21 protein-coding genes are annotated in these 21,345 nt (G+C 42.6%); 8 read left to right on the forward strand and 13 right to left on the reverse strand.

The window, feature by feature from the left end:
* Nucleotides 1–78: 78 nt before the first annotated feature.
* The 12 genes from MHN32_RS09025 to hisG form a co-directional block, all read right to left on the reverse strand.
* On the reverse strand, nucleotides 79–627 hold the full coding sequence (locus MHN32_RS09025) for a YkvA family protein (RefSeq protein ID WP_010605483.1): 549 nt from the start codon (nucleotides 625–627) through the stop codon (nucleotides 79–81).
* A 189-nt stretch (nucleotides 628–816) separates the two neighbouring features.
* Nucleotides 817–1,584 (reverse strand): glycosyltransferase family 25 protein, encoded by a 768-nt coding sequence (locus MHN32_RS09030; protein WP_239421552.1) that lies wholly within the window; start codon nucleotides 1,582–1,584, stop codon nucleotides 817–819.
* Between the two features lie 116 nt (nucleotides 1,585–1,700).
* Entirely contained in the window at nucleotides 1,701–2,492 is a 792-nt protein-coding gene (locus MHN32_RS09035; RefSeq protein ID WP_239421553.1) for a dermatopontin-like protein, read from the reverse strand.
* A gap of 393 nt (nucleotides 2,493–2,885) precedes the next feature.
* Nucleotides 2,886–3,386 carry a hypothetical protein gene (locus MHN32_RS09040; RefSeq protein ID WP_211865528.1) on the reverse strand — a complete coding sequence of 167 codons (501 nt, stop codon included), beginning with the start codon at nucleotides 3,384–3,386 and terminating at the stop codon, nucleotides 2,886–2,888.
* A gap of 219 nt (nucleotides 3,387–3,605) precedes the next feature.
* Nucleotides 3,606–4,217 carry a bifunctional phosphoribosyl-AMP cyclohydrolase/phosphoribosyl-ATP diphosphatase HisIE gene (gene hisIE, locus MHN32_RS09045; RefSeq protein WP_174169182.1) on the reverse strand — a complete coding sequence of 204 codons (612 nt, stop codon included), beginning with the start codon at nucleotides 4,215–4,217 and terminating at the stop codon, nucleotides 3,606–3,608.
* Nucleotides 4,214–4,987, reverse strand: a complete 774-nt coding sequence (hisF, locus tag MHN32_RS09050; protein ID WP_102058097.1) for an imidazole glycerol phosphate synthase subunit HisF — start codon at nucleotides 4,985–4,987, stop codon at nucleotides 4,214–4,216. Before hisF ends, hisIE begins: the two co-directional genes overlap by 4 nt.
* Nucleotides 4,969–5,703 (reverse strand): 1-(5-phosphoribosyl)-5-[(5-phosphoribosylamino)methylideneamino] imidazole-4-carboxamide isomerase, encoded by a 735-nt coding sequence (locus MHN32_RS09055; RefSeq protein WP_239421554.1) that lies wholly within the window; start codon nucleotides 5,701–5,703, stop codon nucleotides 4,969–4,971. The genes hisF and MHN32_RS09055 overlap by 19 nt, the downstream gene beginning before the upstream one ends.
* 11 nt (nucleotides 5,704–5,714) lie before the next feature.
* Nucleotides 5,715–6,305, reverse strand: a complete 591-nt coding sequence (gene hisH / locus MHN32_RS09060; RefSeq protein ID WP_010605476.1) for an imidazole glycerol phosphate synthase subunit HisH — start codon at nucleotides 6,303–6,305, stop codon at nucleotides 5,715–5,717.
* Nucleotides 6,302–7,363 (reverse strand): bifunctional histidinol-phosphatase/imidazoleglycerol-phosphate dehydratase HisB, encoded by a 1,062-nt coding sequence (hisB, locus tag MHN32_RS09065; RefSeq protein ID WP_174169185.1) that lies wholly within the window; start codon nucleotides 7,361–7,363, stop codon nucleotides 6,302–6,304. Before hisB ends, hisH begins: the two co-directional genes overlap by 4 nt.
* Nucleotides 7,360–8,427 (reverse strand): histidinol-phosphate transaminase, encoded by a 1,068-nt coding sequence (hisC, locus tag MHN32_RS09070; RefSeq protein ID WP_239421555.1) that lies wholly within the window; start codon nucleotides 8,425–8,427, stop codon nucleotides 7,360–7,362. The genes hisB and hisC overlap by 4 nt, the downstream gene beginning before the upstream one ends.
* Nucleotides 8,420–9,715 carry a histidinol dehydrogenase gene (gene hisD / locus MHN32_RS09075; RefSeq protein WP_239421556.1) on the reverse strand — a complete coding sequence of 432 codons (1,296 nt, stop codon included), beginning with the start codon at nucleotides 9,713–9,715 and terminating at the stop codon, nucleotides 8,420–8,422. The genes hisC and hisD overlap by 8 nt, the downstream gene beginning before the upstream one ends.
* A 4-nt stretch (nucleotides 9,716–9,719) precedes the next feature.
* A complete protein-coding gene (gene hisG / locus MHN32_RS09080; RefSeq protein ID WP_239421557.1) occupies nucleotides 9,720–10,619 on the reverse strand; it encodes an ATP phosphoribosyltransferase in 900 nt (299 codons plus the stop codon).
* 336 nt (nucleotides 10,620–10,955) lie between these two features.
* On the opposite strand from hisG, the gene MHN32_RS09085 reads away from it, so the two are divergent.
* From MHN32_RS09085 to MHN32_RS09105, 5 genes are all read left to right on the forward strand, one after another.
* A complete protein-coding gene (locus MHN32_RS09085) occupies nucleotides 10,956–11,201 on the forward strand; it encodes a hypothetical protein (protein WP_010605471.1) in 246 nt (81 codons plus the stop codon).
* A gap of 387 nt (nucleotides 11,202–11,588) precedes the next feature.
* Nucleotides 11,589–12,140, forward strand: a complete 552-nt coding sequence (locus MHN32_RS09090) for an inclusion body family protein (RefSeq protein ID WP_102058090.1) — start codon at nucleotides 11,589–11,591, stop codon at nucleotides 12,138–12,140.
* A 648-nt stretch (nucleotides 12,141–12,788) separates the two neighbouring features.
* Nucleotides 12,789–14,627, forward strand: a complete 1,839-nt coding sequence (locus tag MHN32_RS09095; protein WP_239421601.1) for an ATP-dependent DNA helicase — start codon at nucleotides 12,789–12,791, stop codon at nucleotides 14,625–14,627.
* Complete coding sequence (tsaB, locus tag MHN32_RS09100; RefSeq protein ID WP_239421558.1) at nucleotides 14,617–15,303, forward strand: tRNA (adenosine(37)-N6)-threonylcarbamoyltransferase complex dimerization subunit type 1 TsaB; 687 nt, start codon at nucleotides 14,617–14,619, stop codon at nucleotides 15,301–15,303. Before MHN32_RS09095 ends, tsaB begins: the two co-directional genes overlap by 11 nt.
* A gap of 44 nt (nucleotides 15,304–15,347) precedes the next feature.
* Nucleotides 15,348–15,644 carry a hypothetical protein gene (locus MHN32_RS09105; RefSeq protein ID WP_045988561.1) on the forward strand — a complete coding sequence of 99 codons (297 nt, stop codon included), beginning with the start codon at nucleotides 15,348–15,350 and terminating at the stop codon, nucleotides 15,642–15,644.
* A 288-nt stretch (nucleotides 15,645–15,932) separates the two neighbouring features.
* Here MHN32_RS09105 and MHN32_RS09110 read toward each other — a convergent pair whose 3' ends face one another.
* A complete protein-coding gene (locus MHN32_RS09110) occupies nucleotides 15,933–17,225 on the reverse strand; it encodes an alkaline phosphatase (RefSeq protein ID WP_239421559.1) in 1,293 nt (430 codons plus the stop codon).
* Nucleotides 17,226–17,412: 187 nt separating this feature from the next.
* Between MHN32_RS09110 and MHN32_RS09115 the strand changes: the two genes are divergently transcribed.
* The 3 genes from MHN32_RS09115 to rnd all read left to right on the forward strand — a co-directional run bounded on the left by MHN32_RS09115 (nucleotide 17,413) and on the right by rnd (nucleotide 21,338).
* Nucleotides 17,413–18,285 (forward strand): alpha/beta hydrolase, encoded by an 873-nt coding sequence (locus MHN32_RS09115; RefSeq protein ID WP_239421560.1) that lies wholly within the window; start codon nucleotides 17,413–17,415, stop codon nucleotides 18,283–18,285.
* A gap of 192 nt (nucleotides 18,286–18,477) precedes the next feature.
* The gene (gene fadD, locus MHN32_RS09120; RefSeq protein WP_239421561.1) at nucleotides 18,478–20,130 is read left to right on the forward strand and encodes a long-chain-fatty-acid--CoA ligase FadD; all 1,653 of its coding nucleotides are present in this window, start codon (nucleotides 18,478–18,480) and stop codon (nucleotides 20,128–20,130) included.
* 77 nt (nucleotides 20,131–20,207) lie between these two features.
* Nucleotides 20,208–21,338, forward strand: a complete 1,131-nt coding sequence (rnd, locus tag MHN32_RS09125) for a ribonuclease D (RefSeq protein ID WP_239421562.1) — start codon at nucleotides 20,208–20,210, stop codon at nucleotides 21,336–21,338.
* The last annotated feature ends 7 nt before the right edge of the window (nucleotides 21,339–21,345 follow it).

The raw sequence follows: 21,345 nt of genomic DNA on the forward strand, positions 1-21,345 counted from the left end.
GGGCTGATGATTATCAGCCCTTTTATAGTCCACAGCCCTAAGCTAAAAAGCAATTAGCTAAACTTAGGGCAACTTAACCTACATAATACGAGAGAAGAAACGTGAACGGTTTTTAGAGCGACTTCTACGCATAGAAGAGCGGATCTGAGAGCGCGTGCCCGCGAGCCAGCTTTCACGATCTACCTTAGCGTTATCACCACGTCTTGCTTCTTCAGTTGCTCTAAAGCCACAGAATTCTCTGTATGCTTTTAAGTCTAGCGACAGTTCTTGTAACACAAGTTCAATCATAATCGCATCATCGACATAGCCTAATACTGGGATATGATCTGGAACGATATCTTCTGGTTCACTGAAATAAGCAAGAGAAGCCATGATTTCACGCTTTTCATCTTCTGGCATTTGCCATTCTTCGTCTAACACTGCGTCAATTAGCGTTTGTAACGAAATCAGACGAGTGCTAACAAATTCAGGAAGGTTGGATTTTTCCATCGTTGCCACTAAATTACGCGCTTTAGCTATAATTTCGGCATCACTCACATCGCCACTTTTCTCAATAGCAGCTTTCATCATTCCACGGAAGTGTTCAAGATCTGAATCAGAGAGTTCAAAGTTGATTTCTATAGACACGTCTGTGCTCCCTCAACGTTGTTATTATTAATGGTTTAAGCAAAAAGTTAAACTTATTGCAATAATCTTAGATACTAGCACATCTTTTTCAGAAGTCTTCCCATAAATTACACTTTTAACACGAATTTTTCTCTATTACGTACAACCATCGAATCCATTGTTCAAAAGGCGTACAGCGGTTTTAGTTCTTTATAACTGGAAGTGTTGCTGATAGCGTTTGAGAACCAGTCCGCGATAAAATTTGTTTTTTATAAACTTATTTATCTGTAGTAATTGCTTACGCCAAAAATAGCGCTTTACGCCAGTAGCACTCGACGTTCTGTCTATGGTACTCGCAAACTTTTCACCATGACTAACAGGACAAGGACTTATTACAAAAACACTGAGCTGTTTTTCCCAAAAATGTTGATAATCAATATCAATCGGTCTGCCGAAAGGAATTGATTTGGATAATATTTTCTTTGCCCCTTTGAGACTAACAAGCTGGGCAACGGTTCCGGCGGGTACTTTATTTTGCATAAATAACGATAACGATTTATTTAGCGGAAAGCTTGCAATCGGAGTGCGTTTGTTCTTTTGAGATTGAAATAGCTTGATCATATCCCATTCAAATGGCAATGAAGCGATCAGTTGGTCAATCTGTGCTAAGTCGTCGTAGAGCTGAAAATCATCTTCAAAAATAAAAGCATAGGGCAGTTCTAACTCAACAATTTTTTCAAGTGCTTTGATATGACTTAGATAACAACCTATTTCACCCAAGGTTAAAGGGCGAAAATATTGCTTAGCGTTTTTTAACTTACAATAGCTCGTATCTAAAACGTCTGCGCTCAGCTCTGCGCCTTTTACAGCGCTTATCCTTTCAAAGGGTAGAGAGAACTTATCAAACTGGAAAGTAGACTCCTTGAGTCTATCAGTGCAAGAATCTAAATTGATGAGAAAAATATTCGGTTTGGTCACGATAACTCTTAAATCCGCTAACTAATTACATTATGAGTGTGCGACTTTTGTATGACAATGAAATGACCAAATTCTGACATGAGAGTAGGGTATCAACCCTACTCTAAAGGAAATTATTACCAATCACTCGCAGCTGAGCAGTAACTCACTGCAGTTTGACGGTCTTCCGTTCTGTTATCATGGCGACTTGACATGCCGATGATTGCACCATTACCACCTAATGTCCAAGGTTGGTCGTAGCCTGTGTATTGTGTTGTAATACATGATTCAGCGAATAGTGCAGCGCCTGCGCTAGAGGTTGCCATAGATGCGCAATTAAAGTTAAACAAGCGGTCTTCTGTACCATTATCGTGACGACTTGACATTCCGACAAAGAATTGACCATTAGGACAAACAAAGTTAAACGCTTGATCGTATGAATTTACGTAACCGCTCCACTTAGTCGTTTTACGATAAATGCGACTACCACTATCCGTTGTAAATTTTGCACAGACTAAGCTAAAACGTCTGTCTTCTTGCTTATCTTGGTGGTAGCTTGAAATTGACTTAATAAACATATTACTTGGACAAATGTAAGTAAATGCTTGGTCAAAATCATTTAAATACCCCGTATTGAGTTCACTATAAACACGTAAGTTACCACCAGCTAGCGTTGAAAAATCACTGGCAATTTCAGTGCTCTCAGTTTTCGCTAATTTAGTCTCAGTAACGTCATAACCTGAAACATCGTTATTAGTTTCTATTAGCGCAATTATCTCATCTAAATTCTTAGCTTGAGAAGCGGGGATCTCATATACACTGCCATTTACTGTATACTCGAATGGCTTAGCTTGTTCATTAGCAGAAGCAGGAGTGCAAAGCATAGCAACAGAGAAGGATAGAGCTGAAAGCTTTATTAATGTGTTCATCTTAATTCCTTTAAAAATAGTAGTTAATTTAGCGCCAACAACAAAAATAGCATCTGAATTAAACGCTACCTTTTCCTAATAAACAAGCTCTTTTATTAACACAAAAAACCAAAGAAATGCATAATCAGCATCAATTAAATACAGACTGTTGCAGATCCCAACTCCGCTCAAAATACATATAGCTTATTTTTTCTAAATTTGTATCGCGTTACATCACAATTACTATTCACTATTTTTATATAAAAGACGCCACACGAAGCGACATTAGAATCGAGTAAAGCAACAATGAAAAATTTATTAACGCTTAAACAGATAAAGTCAAGGGGATTGCAAACGAAGAATGCTAGGGTGGGATAGGGCAGAAGAAGCACAACACTTCTCCGTATTTTGCATTTATTTTTCAGTCACATTAAACGAAACTATCCATGGCGAGACTTTATCGAGGCCTTTGCCCAGTTCAATTGCAATTTTGCTAGTAGAGCTCGGCGAAGTAATGTCCGTACGCATTAGCTGGCCACTCTTTTGGCTATCACCAGCCCAAGAGTGATCTAAACATTGCCTTACTACACTCTGTGCATAGTTATGGATTTTTACTGCGTTTTCGTACTCTTTGAACTGCTCAGAACAGGTATATTTTGATTTTCCACTAGCGCTTTCTATAATTTGGCATTTATTGCCAACTAAATGTGCCTTAGCCTGCCAAGAGTTAATTAACTTTGCGCCGACTTCAGCACCTTTAAGCGCTGAAAACCCTGTGGATGATGCACTTAGAAGCGTATTAAGTTTCTCGCAATTAGACATATCATCGAGCTTTTCTTGTTGCTCTGGGGTTAATGTTGAACATCCGGCAGCTGTCAATCCTGCCAGCATTAGACCAAGTAATCTTGTTTTCATAAACCGTTCCATACTGTTCGTAGTAGCACCATTAAAGTTAGACTAATATTTTGCCACTACATAGTTGTAAGACTATGAGAAGTTTACCTTATTTATATGAACAGGAGTTGATCTAATTACAGGTTTATCCCAATTTTACTAAGCTGGCTTGTTTCGGCACGATGTCTGGAACAAGCCAACGAAGGGATAGACGAAATGATTACTTACCCAACGCGCAAATTACTTATGCCTATCTTTGAGCGTACTGACCACCTCACTGAGTGTAAGGCCCTGCCTCTGAAGTAAGACAATGAGGTGATACAGTAAGTCTGCGGACTCATTGAGCAACTCTTCGTTGTCGTTTTTCATCGCCGCGAGCGCCACTTCAACCCCTTCTTCTCCGACCTTTTGACAACTACGGCTTAAGTCTTTAGCAAATAAAGAGGCGGTATAGCTGCTTTCAGGTGATGCATTTTTCCTCTGGGCAATCACTCGCTCAAGCTTTCCTAAAAATGCAAGCTCTGGCATGGTTTCCGCAAAGCAGCTTTCGGTTCCAAGGTGGCAAGTTGGACCTTGTGGCTTTGCGTAAATCAGCAGGCTGTCTTTATCACAATCGGTATGCACTTCCACCAAGGTCAATACATTGTTTGAGGTTTCACCTTTGGTCCAAAGGCGCGATTTTGAACGCGAATAAAAAGTAACGAGTTGCTTTTCTAATGTCACTTCAAGGGCTTCTCTGTTCATAAAGCCTTGCATCAATACTACCCCGGTTAACACATCTTGTACGATAGCGGGAATGAGTGCTGATTTATCAAAATCTACTTTTGCTATGTTTTGTTTATTAATAATCATTGTCGTGCCGCCACATCATTATTTATTAAGAACTGTTTGAGCTTTGGAATGTCAATCACACCTTTATGGAACACACTTGCAGCCAAAGCACCATCGACATTAGTTTGTTTAAATACATCAACAAAGTCTTGCATACTACCCGCGCCGCCAGAAGCGATAAGTGGCACTTTACACAGCGCCCTAATCGCGCTGAGCTGCGCTATATCATAGCCATTACGCACGCCATCTTGATTCATACAATTAAGTACAATCTCTCCAGCGCCAAGGTCTTGAACTCGTTTGACCCATTCGTGCGTTTTGTATCGAGTACGACTTGCCGCATTCGGATCGCCAGTTAACTGGTATACTAAATATTCCTGAGTTTGCTTATCATAGAAGCTGTCTACGCCGACAACCACACATTGCTTACCAAATTCGTCATGTAACTCTTTAATGAGTTCAGGCCTTGCAATGGCAGGGCTGTTAATCGAGATCTTATCTGCGCCTTGCTCAAGCACTCGTGCCGCATCAGCCACTGATTTAATCCCACCAGCTACACAAAATGGTATATCGATATGTCTGGCAATTTCAGCTACCCAATTCACATCGAGTAAACGCTTTTCTACGCTGGCACTGATCTCATAAAACACCAGTTCATCAGCACCTGCCTCACTATAACGCTGGGCGAGGTCAAGAATATCACCGACGACTTCATGGCCTTGGAATTTAACACCTTTGACCACCTGACCGTCTTTTACGTCTAAACAAGGAATTATGCGTTTTGATAACATGCTAAAGCCTCCTCAACGCTAAATACACCTTCAAGTAGCGACTTGCCAAGTATCACTCCACCTACTTGTTGCTTTGCAAGCCGTGCAATATCGTCAAGAGAGCTCACGCCCCCTGATGCTTGTACTTTAATTGCACCGTTATGTTTGGTTATGTCTTCGTATAAGGAAAACGATGGACCTGTCATCGTGCCATCCTTACTGATATCCGTACATAAGAAATCACTCACACCTTGCTCAACATAAAAATCTAACAGCTCGAATAGATCGCTTTTCGCATCATTTAGCCAGCCGTGAGTGGCAGGAGACCAGCCGCTTTCGGTTTTGTTCACATCAAGTGCAATCACGAATTTGTCGGCGCCACATGCTTTAATCCACGCAGCAACTTCTTGCTGTTTATCTACCGCCATTGAGCCAATCACCACTTGGGCAGCTCCGGCATCTAACCATTGCTTTACGTCGTCTATACTGCGAATACCTCCGCCTACCTGAAAGGGAACAGATAAAGCCTTAGTCGCCGCTTGGATAGTGCGCCACTGCTTTTTGCTCGGGTCACGAGCCCCTTCTAAATCCACCAAATGTAGCTTGGTTGCGCCTGCATTTTGGTATTCAAGTAAACGCTCAGCTAAATTAAATGGGTAAAACTGTGCGGTTTCGTACTTGCCTTGATACAAACGAACAATATTGTTCTCTAATACATCTAAAGCGGGAATAATCATTGTTCGTCCTTTTATAGCTGCCAATTAATAAAGTTTTGTAAAAGCTGCGCACCAACCTTGCCGCTGCGCTCAGGGTGAAATTGCATGCCGGCATAATTGTCGTTTGCGACAATCGCAGAGAACGCTTGACCGTACTCACCCGAAACCAGTGTCGATTGATTGATGGTATGCGCAAAACTGTGTACAAAGTACACTTGGTCTTGTTCACTGAGTCCTGTAGTGAGCGCATGAGGCTTCACCACACGGAGATTATTCCAGCCCATATGCGGTGTAGTTAACTCATTAGTCTCTAATAATTCAACCTTACCCGGAATGCGACCTAAGCACGGAATATCCCCTTCTTCAGTCGATTGACAAAGCAGCTGCATCCCTAAACAAATCCCCATCAAAGGCCGTTGATAGTCAGCTACTGCGTCTGCCCAGCCTTGCTCATTTAACCGCTTCATTGCCACATTAGCGTGGCCGACGCCGGGTAAAATGGCTCGCTCAAAGCGGGCTAGCTTCTCCGGTGCAGTGATCACTTCAGGCGTGACACCAAGGCGCTCAAATGCAAAACGCACTGAGTTAATATTGGCACAACCAGTATTAATAATTGCAATCATAAACACCCCTTAGAACTTGCCATTTGCTGTGACGCGTCTGTTGCAATTGCCATACGAATAGCACGAGAAAATGCTTTGAATAAACCCTCAACTTGGTGGTGAGCATTACCTTCGCTTACGCTCAAAATTAAACTCACTGCCGCATTATCCGCGAAGGATTTAAAGAAATGCTCAACCATTTGTACATCCAAGTCGCCCACTTTATCTCTTGTAAAGTCAGCGTTAAGTACAAAAGACGCGCGTCCAGATAAATCCAACTGACATTCTGCTTTACATTCGTCCATAGGCAGCGCAAAGCCATAACGTGCGATTTGTGATTTTGTACCAAGCGCAGTCTTAAAAGCCTGACCAAGTGCAATACCGATGTCTTCTACGAGGTGGTGCTCGTCTATATGTAAGTCACCTTTCGCCTGAATATTCAGGCCAAGGTTAGCGTGAGTTCTGATCTGATCTAGCATGTGGTCGAAAAAACCAAGCCCTGTTGAAATCTCTCCATTGGCTTGTTGATCCAGATTTATCGCTACCGAAATCTGCGTTTCTTTGGTATTTCTGGCAATTTGTGCACTTCGATTTAAGGTGGTTAACTGCGTCACAATAGCAGGCCAGTTATCTTTGTAGAGAATACCTTCAATGCAAAGGTTTTCTGCAAGCTGAATATCGGTTTGCCTATCGCCAATAACAAATGATTTGCTAAGGTTCACTTTACCAGAGCGCATTAATTCAGTGAGTAATCCTGTTTTAGGTTTGCGACATTGGCAGTTGTCTTCGTCAAAGTGAGGACAGATCAGTACTTCTTCAAAACGGATCCCTTGGCTTGTTAAGATTTGCATCATTTTATCTTGAGGCGCATCAAAATCAGCTTTAGGGAAGCTATCTGTACCGAGACCATCTTGATTAGATACCATCACTAGCTTGTAACCAAACGACTGCAGTTGTAATAACGCTGGGATCACATTGGGTAATAGTGCCAATTTCTCTAGACTATCCACTTGCTTATCGGTTATTGGCTCTTCGATAATAGTGCCATCGCGGTCGATGAATAAATAGGGGGCGCTCATGATACTTCCTCAGTCACTTGGCATTGTTTCAGCCAGTTTTCTACTTGTTTTAATTCCTGCTCGTTGCCGATAGAGATCCGCAACCAGTTGTCCTCGCCAAACAGCACAAATGGCCGCATGATTAACCCCTGGCGCATCGCTTGCTCCACAAACTGTTTGTCGGTTAGCTGTAAAGTAACAAAGTTGCCTTCGCCGCATAACATTGCGCTTACGAACTCGCTGTCTTGTAGCCATTGTATAAGCTTCTTTTTTGCTAGGTTCAAAATAGAGACTTGCCGGCGCATCTGCGTTATCGCATCTGACGTTAACGCTGTTGCTGCTATTTGTGCCACGACTGTAGAAACAGGGTAGGGCGCAATCACTTTTCTCACCGGTGCCAATAGCGCTTCACTCGCTAACATAAAGCCAACGCGCAGTCCTGCCAGTGCAAACGCTTTAGATAGCGTACGCAGCACAACAACGTTTGAGAACTCTTTGATAAGCTCGACACAGGTTTGTTCTTCACAGAACTCAATATAAGCTTCATCAACGACCACGATTGCACGGCCTTTAAGCTTATCAGCAAGTGCAGCGACTTTGCTGGCAGGTTGTATTGCGCCAGTTGGGTTATTTGGATTACAAACGAAGACAAGTTTAGCGTCGCCAATTGCAGCGGCTAGTGTATCCACATCGTCATCGGCAAGCTGATCTTGGCTTAATTCATTAATGGCGATGTTGTGGGTGTCTGCCGTAACTTTGTACATACCATAAGTAGGGGTAAAGATTGCAATACTATCTTTGGCCGGTTCACAATATGTGCGTACTAATAACTCAATGCCTTCATCGGCACCACGTGTCATCAGTACATTTGTTTGCTCGACCTTAGCGTAGCCTGCATAGGCATCAATTACCGCTTGTGGCTGCGGATCGGGGTAACGGTTTAAGTTATCAAAGCGCATTTCAAGCACACGCGCGTATGGACTTTCATTGGCATTGAGCCACGTGGTGCCTGTTAGCTTTGCACTTTTCGCAGAACTGTAGGCCTTAAGCTTTTCAATGTTATTTGGTAGCGCAATATTAGTCATTATTATTCTCCAGCCTCACTTTCACGGCGTTCGCGTGTGCATCTAGGCCCTCAGCTTGTGCCAAAGGTAAAATGGCAGAGCGCAAACCACTCAGGCCTTCTTTTGTGATGGTTTGTACTGTGTAAGCCTTATAGAAATCCATCAGATTTAAACTTGAGTAGGTTTTTGAATAACCATAGGTTGGCAATACATGGTTGGTGCCAGACGCATAATCACCCGCTGATTCTGGCGTATAGTCACCAACAAACACTGAGCCTGCGTTTTTTACTAGCGGCAGGAAACGCTCTGCATCTCTTATCTGTAAGATTAGGTGTTCTGGCCCATACTCTGCTGAGATCTCAAATGCTTGCTCTATGCTCTCAACTAAAATCAGCGTGCTGTTTTTAAGCGCAGCTCTGGCAATATCAGCGCGACTAAGCTTGCTTAGTTGACGCTCAATTGCAGCTTCAGTTTCTTCGATAAGTTGACTGTCAGACGCCAATAATATGACTTGCGAGTCTTCCCCATGCTCCGCTTGAGAAAGTAGATCGGCGGCGATAAATTCTGGGTTAGCGCCCTTATCTGCAATCACTAACACCTCAGAAGGGCCTGCCGGCATATCAATCGCAAGTCCCGGCACTGACTGAGAAAGCAGCTGTTTTGCCATTGTGACAAAGCTATTGCCTGGACCAAAAATTTTGTTCACTTTTGGTACGCTGTTAGTACCTAGCGCCATGGCAGCGATTGCACCTGCACCACCACATTCAATCACATCCGTAACGCCACACAGTTTAGCCGCATACAAAATCGCAGGATGTATTTGGCTATCGCCTTTAACCGGCGTCGCCAACACGATTGTTTTTGCACCACTTAGCTGCGCACACACGCCTTGCATCAAGACAGAAGAAGGCAGTGGCGCGCTGCCACCTGGCACATATAAACCCACGGCTTCTATCGCTTGATATCTGAGCTCGCAGGTCACACCTGGCTGAGTCTCAATTTTCTTGCTTTGTGGTAACTGCAACTGGTGAAACTTCTTAATGTTGCTATACGCTTGGTCAATAGCACTTTTAAGTTCAGGTGTTAACGCAAATTCGCTTTCAATAAGCTCTGTTCCCGTTACCCGTATTCTTGGATTAATACGTGCGTCGAACTGCTCGGCATAACCAAGTAATGCGTTGTCGCCGTTGCGAGCGACGTTATCAATTATCTTTTCAACTGCTGCTTTTACCTTATCGCCCACTTTGACCGCAGGACGGCTCAAGCATTCGCGACGTTGCTCGCTGGTGGCTTGCTGCCAATCAAACATGCTGTTACTCCATCATCTTTTCAATTGGCATGACGAGAATAGAGTTAGCACCGAGCGCCTTTAACTCTTCCATTGTCTCCCAAAATAGGGTTTCAGAGCTGACCATGTGAAGTGCAACATATTCATCGCTTCCAGCAAGTGCAAGTAAAGTTGGTTGACCTGTGCCTGGAAGTAATGCACATACTTCATCTAGCTTATTCTTTGGTGCATGCATCATGATGTACTTGCTTTCTTTTGCTTGTTTCACCCCTTTAAGGCGTGGCATTAGCTTATCGATAAGCGCAAGCTTACTTTGGTCAGTCAATGTTGCATTTTGAATGAGGCAAGCGTTAGATTCTAAGATGGTATCGCCTTGCATAAGGCCATTAGCCTCAAGCGTGGCACCGGTTGATACTAAGTCACAAATGGCGTCAGCAAGGCCTGCTCGAGGTGCTACTTCTACCGAGCCCGTTAACATGACCACGCTAGCATCGATGTTCTCACGTTTTAGATATTGCTTTAAAATCTCAGGGTAGGTGGTTGCGATGCGTTTGCCGTTAAACCACGCCTTTTCCTGTTGACCTAGCTCTTGTGGCCACGCCAGCGCTAAACGGCAAAAGCCAAAGTCCAGTTTTGAAAGTTTAGTGACTTCAGCAAACTGCTCGTTGCGAACACGCTCAGCTTGCGCTTCTTCTAACACGTTTTCGCCTACAATGCCCAAATCACAAACGCCGTCCATTACAAGGCCAGGAATATCGTCATCACGTACTCTAAGTACATCAATAGGCATGTTAGTAGAGTGGGCGATTAAACGCTGTTCACGTAGGTTTAGTTTTACACCAAGTTGTTTGAGTAGGGCTTGACAATCCTTTGAAAGACGGCCTGATTTTTGGATTGCGATTCTTAAACGGTTGCTGTTGCTCATTATTTATTTCCTAATTCTTTAAACGAAAAACCCCGAGGCGGAACCTCGGGGCGAAATAAACTTTGACTATACTTTTTGCTTCGCCGGAGGTTCCTTTAAGGAATAACCCACCAGCGAAATACCTGACAGGTTATCCCGTATGATGATGGTGATGATGAATTGCTGTCAGTGTCATTAGCATGATGTTACCTTTGTAATATATCTGCTGTTCAAAAAGTTCATTTATAGATAAACACATTATTGTTCTATTTGGCAATCATTTTTTAACGCAAATTAAAGAATAGCTTATAACAGCCGATAATAAGTAAGATCAACAATAGGTTAGTGGAGAAATATATGGATGCGTTTAAACCGTTTTTAGGCCCAATCGTACGGCTAGATGTAACTCATAAGTCTGCATTTCATGTAGCTGGTGTGCAGCACTATAAGATTGAAAAAGTTAAGAAAGATCTAAAAACCGAGATCGAACTTAAACGCCAAGCTGCTGAGCATGAAAAAATTAAAGAAAGCGAAGATGAAGAGGATGAGGAGGAAAAATCTCACGAAGAACATAAAGGTGAGAATCTAGATACATGGGCGTGATCGTAAAATGTTTTGTTGCGTCTGTTAGTTTAAACTCACTTCACCTCGGTACCAATACATTTCCAGAACTGGTAAAGATATTTTTCGTCTTCGCAATACTTAGACCAGAAAAACTGCCGCCTTTCAAAAAGTTAGTAACCGCTACCCCCAACCATATTAAAAAATAAGATATTTTGTTTATAAAGGTGTAATGTCATGTAATTCAAATCTAGCATTTTCACGCCTATGTTTATAAACGAAATGGTGGCTAAGATAAAAATTCTAGCCGGTAAATCCATTTTGACTTAAATGAAAGAAAGTGATTCGATGATATGGTGAATGTGCAGGACGCCACAAGAGAGGGATCACTAATTTCTTGTAAATTTCATCCGATAGGAGAGGAATGTCATGTCAACATTAGAAGCATCTTCAGAAAGCATTAATGTGCTCATTGTTATTGATACAGAGTACGTGAAAGCGCATTATCCCCACCCAAGCCAAGACCAAAATAATCCCACACCTATAGATCATAACAGTGAGTTTATGATTGCTTCAGATCCCAGAGGCATTGTTAGTGGACAAGGTACTGCGGTACTAAACTTTAGAGCAAACGCTGGGGACAATGTTTCCTTTAGTGGCACGTCGATTTACGGCAACGCCGATGATGCAGTGATTATCTACGGGATCAAACAATTTGGTGGTACTCAGGTATTTAACACGTTTGTAACTAACAGCGTAAATCGCACTGAAGCAGCAGTTCCAAATGTTAATTCCGGCAACAATAATGGTTTACCAGCGGCGCATGTAAGCACAAACTTTATGACGCTGGATTCTAAGGTGCGAAACTCAGGCACTGAAAACTTTCAAGTTCAGTTTGCGTTATATACGCTTAGTTCAGATGGTCAAAGCCAGTCGCTTTTAGGATATTATCAATGGGATCCAACCATCACTGTTAGCTGAACAAAGTAACTGTTGACCAAAAGCGATTTCTTTTTGACATATTTAAGCCGTGTAGCTAACTAACCTGAGGTTTGGATAAGGAATGTTCCAACTCATTGTTGCTAAAGCACAACTTAGTTTTCTCCTTATCTAGCCAGAGAGTTTTAGGGAAAACAGTTAACTAGCACGGCTTTTCTCTCAATCTTTATGCTCAACAAATTTCACTAGGGCCAGTAGCCACCACGTCAAGCCAAAGCTAATTTAACCTGACCGTTCACCATTTTACACTGGAGAAATAACATGCCGTATAAATCAGTAAAGAACCTTATAGCTTGATTCGTTGTAGGTCTGCCTGTGCTCGCGTTAGCTCCTGTGTTTTCCTGATAGTATAGCTGTTTTAGCATTTTATTTAAGCACTGCGCTTCTCCTCATTTGCTTGTTTACCATTTCTTCAGCTAATCACCGCAACTTTTAATTGAAGGCAATCATTGTTGGTGTCGGTACGCTGGTTTTGAATGATTACTTGCGATTTGGTGCTTAGCCACATACAATTTCGCGACCTGTCTGTTTGTAAACTACATTACTTTGGCTGTATCTACGACTTTCTCTTCTACGGGGCCTTTAGCCCAGCATTTCCTGGGCTATCAACCAAGACAGCCCCAAATTGATATGGCTATTGCGGTAGAAGAAACCATACAAAATGGTGGACAATGCATCGCCGAAGCTGGAACAGGGACGGGGAAAACGTTTGCCTATCTCATTCCTGCCTTTCAGTCTAAAGGTAAAGTCATCGTCTCAACCGGCTCTAAGGCCTTGCAAGAGCAATTATTCCATCGTGACGTGCCAACCCTAAAAAAGGTGCTTGGCAGTGGGAAAAAAGTCACTTTGCTAAAGGGTAGGGCCAATTACCTTTGCCCTTATCGTTTATCACAGCATTTGAGCCATGTGCCAACCGACGACCCAGATGTTATGCACCAACTTGCCATGGTTGCAAAGTTCGCTTCTGAAACACACAGTGGAGACTTAGCCGACTGTGTGGGTATCGAAGAAGACGCAAAGGTATTACCCTACGTTACCTCAACTGCAGACAACTGTTTAGGGAAAGAGTGCCCAGACTACGAAGACTGTTATATCCGAAAGGCAAGATTAAAGGCAGTCGATGCCGATGTTGTGGTGATCAACCATCATTTATTTTTTGCCGATATGGCCGTAAAAGATTTAGGCTTTGCGGAGCTAATGCCAACCGCGGATAGCTATATCTTCGATGAAGCACATCAATTACCAGAAATAGCCAGTGACTACTTTGGTGAGACTATCAGCACTAAAGCTTTGCAGGCGCTTATTAACGATTTAAGGGTGATCTACCGTTCTGATATTCCAGATATGTTGCAACTTGGCAAAACACTCAATAAATTGGAAACCAGTGTCGCCGATTTGCGTTTGGTATTTGGTGGCGATGGTGCCCGTGGTGATTGGCGTGAGGCGCTGGCGAATAAACCAATTTGCGATGCCATGCATCGAGTGATAGCTAACTTAGACTTTCTCTATAAAGTGCTCAAACTTTGTCTGGATAGAAGTGAAAAAATAGAACACCCATTTGAAAAGGTCATGACCTTTAAAAATCAGTTTGAACGTGCCTTTGATACCAGTCAAACTGGATTTAGTTACTGGTTCGAAACCACAAGGCGCTTTTTATCTATTCATATCACGCCGCTTGATGTATCAAGTAAGTTTGCACAAATTGTCAAAACCACTGAGGCAAGCTTTGTATTTACCTCCGCTACCTTATCCGTTGATAATTCCCTTGAGCACTTTAGTCGTAGCTTAGGACTCAAACCGACCTCACAATTTATTGTTGATAGCCCATTTAACTATAAGCAGCAAGCCTTGCTTTGCCTGCCACGCTATTTGCCAGAAAGCCGTGACGACTTAATGCCACATGCGCTGGTAAAGCTTGCAAAACAGGTGATTGAAGCTGCAAAAGGGCGTACATTTTTACTCTTTACCAGTTATCGCGCGATGCATTTAGTCTATGAAGGGCTGAATACGGCACTGCAATATCCCATTTTTATGCAGGGTCAAGCATCGAAACGGATAATTTTAGAGCAATTTATTCGGCACGGTAACGCCGTACTACTTGGTACGGCCTCCTTTTGGGAGGGGGTGGATGTGAGAGGTGACACGTTGAGTTGTGTTGTCATTGATAAACTACCATTTGCTTCACCAGATGACCCTTTGTTGCAAGCGCGCATGCGAGACGCTGAAATGCGTGGATTAGAACCCTTTGATGCAATACAACTCCCCCAAGCTGTTATCGCGTTGAAACAAGGGGTTGGACGGCTAATTCGTGATGCTAACGATAAAGGTGTACTGATTATTTGCGATAATCGCTTAGTTACGAGAAAATACGGCCAGACGTTTTTAAGTAGTTTGCCCGATATGTCTCGCACGAGAGACTTAAACAAGGCAATCCGATTTTTAGAGAATATTGATAAAAATGAAAAATAACCTGTTGGCCATAGACGCCTCCACCGAAGCACTCAGTATTGCATTGCACTATGAAGGCAAGTTTATTCGCCACTTCGAGGTTTGCCCACAGCAGCATAGCCAAAAGATACTTCCCTTAGTTGAACGTATTTTACGCGAAGCCGATATCACGCTTAGTGAACTTGATGGCATTGTGTTTGGACGTGGGCCGGGCAGTTTTACTGGGGTTAGAATAAGTACAGCGGTTGCGCAAGGCTTAGCTTATTCTTCAGGTCTTAAGTTGGTTGGCGTTTCAACTTTGCAGGCGATGGCGCAACAGGCATACATGGAAGCAGGCAAGTCCAGCGTAGTGTCGGCAATAGATGCACGTATGGGTGAGATCTACTTATGCCAATACAACGGCGAAACTCGTGGTGTTATTCAACCAAGCACCGAAGAAACAGTTATTAAACCTGAAAATATCGACTTTACATCAACTGGCGCGGCCGGTGTTGGTACAGGATGGCAAGCGTTCTCAGAGCTTGCCACACAGCTTGAATGCGAAATCTTTGACAATATCACGTTACCGGATGCTTATTACATGCTGTTTATAGCCGACGATAGTTTCACACAAGGCTTATCTGTGGATGCAGCTGACGCCCAGCCGCAATATGTAAGGGATACTGTGACGTGGAAAAAGTTGCCAGGTCGAGAATAAAGGCGTATTTTTATACAAGCATATTGTATTTATTGAGCTAGAACGTGAAACTAAATTCAATCATTCAACAAGCAGGTACATACCAAGTAAAGCCACAGCCTAAAAAGGCGGTGAGCCCTGCTATTGAAGAAATGAGCACGGCTAAGCTTAATACTGCTCAGATCAAAACCAGTGAAAAGGGCATTGCGTTGGTGGAGCAGTTCCAATCGCAGCAACGTTCGACTATCTACGACCGCCCTAACTTTCGTACTGGACAAGCAATTAGTGAATACAAAGCAATTGCAACGGAAGCAAGACGAGATGAGATCAAAGGTATGATTGGCGTTTCTGTTTACGCGTAATACCAATTCGCTTAATTAAGTGGTCTATTTTGAGGCGAGAAAATCTTGTCGATAACACCGCTACCGCGTCCTGCTATCGCTAAGGTACCTGCATCCATGTAGGCAAGACAAAAATTTTGCTATTTAGTTGTTCTAAATGAGAAATTTTTAACGCCGTTAGCGTCAGATTTGCTCCTTCAAATTGAGCAAGTATTAAAGCTAATTGGTATATTATCTCTTTCAAGATTCGATAACAAAGAAGGTCAGCAAATGCTGACCTTCTTTGTTTGAAATAATAGGTGAAGATTTTTACTTTTTAATAAATCCAATCAGTTTATCAGCAATTGCGGTATTGTTTTGCGAGCCGATAAACGCTTCTTTACCTTTACCATGGGCAAACACTTGTACATCGATAGCGGTGTGACCACCCGTTGTCCAACCGGTGAAAGATGCATCACTAATTGCCTCTTTAACGACAACACTAAGCGCCTTCGGACCTTGTGATAGTGCTTCTTTTACTTTTAGCCCAGTCGCACTGTCATACTCAAGACCTGTTAGCTCTTGCCATGTTGCTTTAATGTCTTTTGTCTTTGCAAGTGCTTTTGCTATCTCGCCCGCTGAACCTTTCACTTTAGCTACCACATCACGCTCCCAGCGATACTGACCGTTCGCACCAAGCGTTAATCCACCGGTAGAGTGATCTGCTGTGATCACCAAGATAGTGTCTGGGTTGTTATCAACAAAAGCCTTTGCAAGCTTAATTGACTCTGCAAAGTCGTCCATTTCATGCATAGCACAAGCGATATCATTAGCATGTCCACACCAGTCAATCTGACTACCTTCAATCATTAAGAAGAAGCCTTTATCATTCTGGTTTTCCAATAATGATAATGCCGTTTTAGTCATTTTAGTTAGGCGCTGAGGCTCTTCATCAATTGCGAATGGCAGACCTACTTCTGCGAACAGACCCATCGCAGGAATTTTATTTAGCGTATCAAGCTTAGATAAAGCATCGACGTATTGATAACCTGCGTCTTTAAATTCATTAACTAGGTTTCTATCTTCACGAATGAAGTATTTAGTGCCACCACCAAGCATAAGATCTACAGGTAATTTTCCTGCGATTTTATTGTCTATGTAATCATTAGCAATGTCGTCATAGTTACGACGTGATTCATTATGAGACGCGAAACTTGCAGGTGTTGCGTGGTTGATTTGCGATGTTGCAACAAGCGCGGTTGTTTTACCTTTTCTTTTCGCCACTTCGAGCATCGTTTCCAAATGTTCTTTATGGGTATCTACCGCAATTGCGCCATTATAGCTTTTCGTTCCTGTACTTAAGGCGGTTGCGCCCGCAGCACTGTCTGTTACAACCGTGTCGTCGTCTGGGTAGGTATGCGCCATACCAACCAAAATAGAGTCAAAAACCGTTGGGTCAACCACTTTCGTGGAAGGGTCATCTTTAAAATAACGGTAGCCCGTTGTGTAAGCCGGCCCCATACCGTCGCCAATCATGTAAATAATGTTTTTTGGAGCAGCCAGTGTCGGAGCCGCAAATACTAATCCAACAAATGAGGCCAAAAGGCTAGTTTTGAAATTCATTGTTATTCCCGTGTACTTATCGTGATGAAGGTTTGTGATTCTCTACTATTTGATCAATTTAAACGCATTCGTAATAAAATGGATGTTGGATAAAAATATTTTCAACAAATCAAAGTAGTAAGTTCAAATATGTCACGGTAAGATGATAAATCAATGATGGTACAATGAACACTAAAAGAATTCGTCGATGTCTCTATATGCGATAAAAGAACAAAAAATCGGGCCATTCTCCTACCAACACTGGGGAGAAGGAGAGCAAACCGTTATCTACCTTCACGGTTGGCAAGATAATAGCAACAGTTTTGTACCGTTTGCGCCATTTTGCAATACACAATACACGCATATAGCGCTTGACTTACCAGGTCATGGACATTCAGATTGGAAAAGTGCCGACGCCTTTTATTACTTTATCGACTATGTCTATGACTTAAAGTACTTTTTAGATTTAGCACAAATCAAAACGTGCCATATTGTTGGTCATTCTATGGGGGCGATGATAGCTAACTTGTTTGCAAGCTGCTATCCAACACGCTGTTTATCTTTGGTATTAATCGAGGGAATAGGAATTGTGAGTACCTCAGAGAGTGATACCAAAACCCAGCTCATTAATGCGTTTAATTCCCGAGATAAATTAAAACAATCTGAACCACGGGTTTATCCTGATATAAATACACTTACGCAACTGCGCAGTAAAATCGGTGATGTTTCCGTAGAAATAGCAGCGCTGCTTATGGCAAGAAATACCCTGCCGCACAGTGAAGGCGTGCAACTGGCATTAGACCCTAGGCTAAAGCACCACTCTGGATTTAGGTATTCCATCTCGCAGGCAAAATCCGCGCTCAATGGGATTACCATTCCAACCTTACTGGTGTTAGCGGAACAAGGCTATAACATGATTGTCAGACAATATAGTCAATTTAAAGGCTGTTTCGACTCACTCAAGCTTGAGAAAATACCTGGCGGCCACCATTGCCATATGGAAAACCCGGAAATTTGCTATAAGCTAATTGAAGCACACCAAAACTGCGACAAAACATCGTTCACAACTGAAGGAGCGTAAAGAATAAACTAATCATGGAAAGAAAAGTTCACAAAGAGCGCTAAAGCCTACGTTTCAACAGCATCTAGATTGTAAATCCTCAGATATTGTGGGAATATGGCGTTTTTAGAGTATTTGCTCAATTGTTAAAGTGCCTTACATCGTTTATGGTTTAGGGTGAATATAAAAATAACGAGAACACAGGAGCTAAGAGTGGAAAAAATCTGGCTTAAGCGCTACCCAGAAGGTATGCCTGAAACTATCGACCCAGAGCATTACAACTCATTGCTTGAATTATTTGAAAAAAGTTTTGCAGATTATGCTCAGTATCCAGCCTACACCAATATGGGTAAGACACTGACTTATCAGCAAGTTAATGAAAAGACCAAAGCAGTTGCTAGTTATATACAAAATGAATTGAAACTTGGCCGTGGCGATAAAGTTGCTGTCATGATGCCAAACTTGTTGCAAACCCCAGTTACTATTTTAGGTGTACTACGTGCTGGTTGTACCGTTGTAAACGTCAATCCGCTTTACACCGTGCGCGAATTAGAGCATCAGCTAAATGACTCCGAGTCAAAAGCTATCTTTATTCTTGCAAACTTTGCCCATACACTGGAGCAAGCCTTACCAAAAACCAGTGTGAAGCATGTAGTGCTGACAGAAATTGGTGACATGTTAGGTGGCTTCAAAAAGCATCTGGTGAACTTTGTAGTTAAGCACTTCAAAAAAATGGTGCCTGACTTTAGCCTGCCAAATACCATTCCTTTCAAACAAGTAATTGCAGCAGATCCTGCAAAATACAGTAAACCAGACGTGACGCTAAGTGACCTTGCCTTCTTGCAATACACTGGCGGTACAACTGGCGTATCTAAAGGCGCGATGCTGACTCATGGCAATATGGTAGCAAACCTTGAGCAAGTTTCAGGCTGTTTAGATACAGTATTAGTTAAAGGAAAAGAAGTCGTTATCACGGCACTACCGCTATACCATATCTTTGCATTAACAGCGAATTGTTTGACCTTTATGAAGTACGGTGGTCACAATATCTTGATCACCAACCCGCGTGACATGCCTGCGTTTGTAAAAGAGTTGGCAAAAGTTCCATTTACCGCTATCACCGGTGTAAACACGCTATTTAATGGCCTGTTAAACACGCCAGGGTTTGCCGACCTCGACTTTTCAACCCTGAAAATGTCTTTAGGTGGTGGTATGGCTGTACAACGCCCTGTCGCTGAGCGCTGGCAGAAGGTGACAAAGTCGAAGCTGATGGAAGGTTATGGCCTTACAGAATGTGCGCCGCTAGTTACTATTTGCCCGCATGATCTTGAAGCCTACAACGGGTCTATTGGCTTACCTGCACCAAGCACTGACATTAAAATTGTTGATGACAATGGCAATGAAACACCTAAAGGTGAGCCCGGTGAGCTGTGTGTTAAAGGACCGCAGGTGATGGCTGGTTACTACAACCGTCCAGACGCAACCGCTGAATGTTTAAAAGATGGCTGGTTTGCAACGGGTGATATCGCCACTTATGATGATGACGGTTTCTTCTACATCGTTGATCGTAAAAAAGACATGATCTTAGTGTCTGGCTTTAACGTTTTCCCTAATGAAATCGAAGAAGTCGTTGCTATGCACGAAGGCGTGTTAGAAGTTGCAGCGGTTGGCGTGCCACATGAGGTTAGTGGTGAGCAAGTTAAAGTTTTTATTGTTAAAAAAGACCCATCTTTAACAGAAAAAGATATAATTGCACATTGCCGAGATAATCTAACGAACTATAAAGTACCAAAACTAGTTGAGTTTAGAGATGAACTGCCAAAGACTAACGTTGGTAAAATACTGCGTAGAGCGTTAAAAGAATAACAAATAAAGCCGGCACTAGCCGGCTTTTTTATAACTAGCGTGATATGGCTAGTTATGTAAATTGCATGGGAGTAACAGTGCAGTATCAAGTTATTGAAAGCCAAACAGCACTAGATGAATTTGTCTTGTCTATTTCGAAAGCCAAAGTGCTCGCCGTCGACACCGAGTTCATGCGTCGCCGCACCTTATACCCAGAAATTGCTCTGTTACAGATCTTTGATGGTAACCACCTTGCCCTTATCGATCCACTAGCCGATATGGATTTTAGTAGGCTGTGGACATTGTTTTCCGATACTAGTGTTTTAAAAGTACTTCATTCTCCGTCAGAAGATATCGAAGTATTTCTTAAGTTTGCAGGTTTTATCCCATCACCAATCTTCGATACCCAGTTTGCTTTACAGTTGTTAGGTGAGGGGAGTTGTATTGGTTTTGCTAATATGGTGAAACAACTTAGAGATGTAGACATTGACAAAAGTGAATCCAGAACAGATTGGTTACGCCGCCCTTTAACTCAAAGCCAATTAGATTACGCCGCCTCCGATGTATATCATTTACTGCCATGTTTTGAGACTATTCAAGCGCGAGTTAATGAAAAGCAGCTATTTAACATAGTGCTTCAAGAGAGTGAGTTGCTCGCCCAAAAGAGAAGCTTCCGTCAACCTGATGAAGTACTTTATCTTGATGTCAAAAACGTGTGGCAACTTAAGCCTAGAGATCTTGCTACTCTAAAAGAACTTGCAGCATGGCGCAGAGCGAAGGCAGAGAAAAAGAACTTAGCGCTAAATTTCGTGCTTAAAGAACATAACATGGTCGAAATTGCTAAACGTCGTCCAAGCTCACTGGGCAGTTTACGTAATGTTCTAGGTGTTGAGCCAATGGAAGTTAATCGCTCTGGCAAAGAAATTCTCGCCTGTATAGAAAAAGCAAAAGAAGTAAGTGAACAAGATTGTCCACAACGCGTGAGAAGACTTATCGACTTCAAAGGTTACAAAGCAGCGTGCAAGGATATCAAACAGGTTATCGCCGAAGTCGCCAAAGCTAACGATATTCCTGTTGATGTGTTTGCTTCGAAAAAACAAATCAATCAGGTGATCAGCTGGTCGTGGAAAAAGTCACCGGAAGAAAAGCAATTGCTGATGAAACCCGATCTTGCGTTAGGCTGGAGAGCTGAGCTTGTTGCAGATAAGTTAGACAGTTGGTGGCTGTAGCACTCCT

The organism is Pseudoalteromonas sp. Of11M-6, assembly GCF_022347905.1.
Taxonomy (GTDB): Bacteria; Pseudomonadota; Gammaproteobacteria; order Enterobacterales; family Alteromonadaceae; genus Pseudoalteromonas.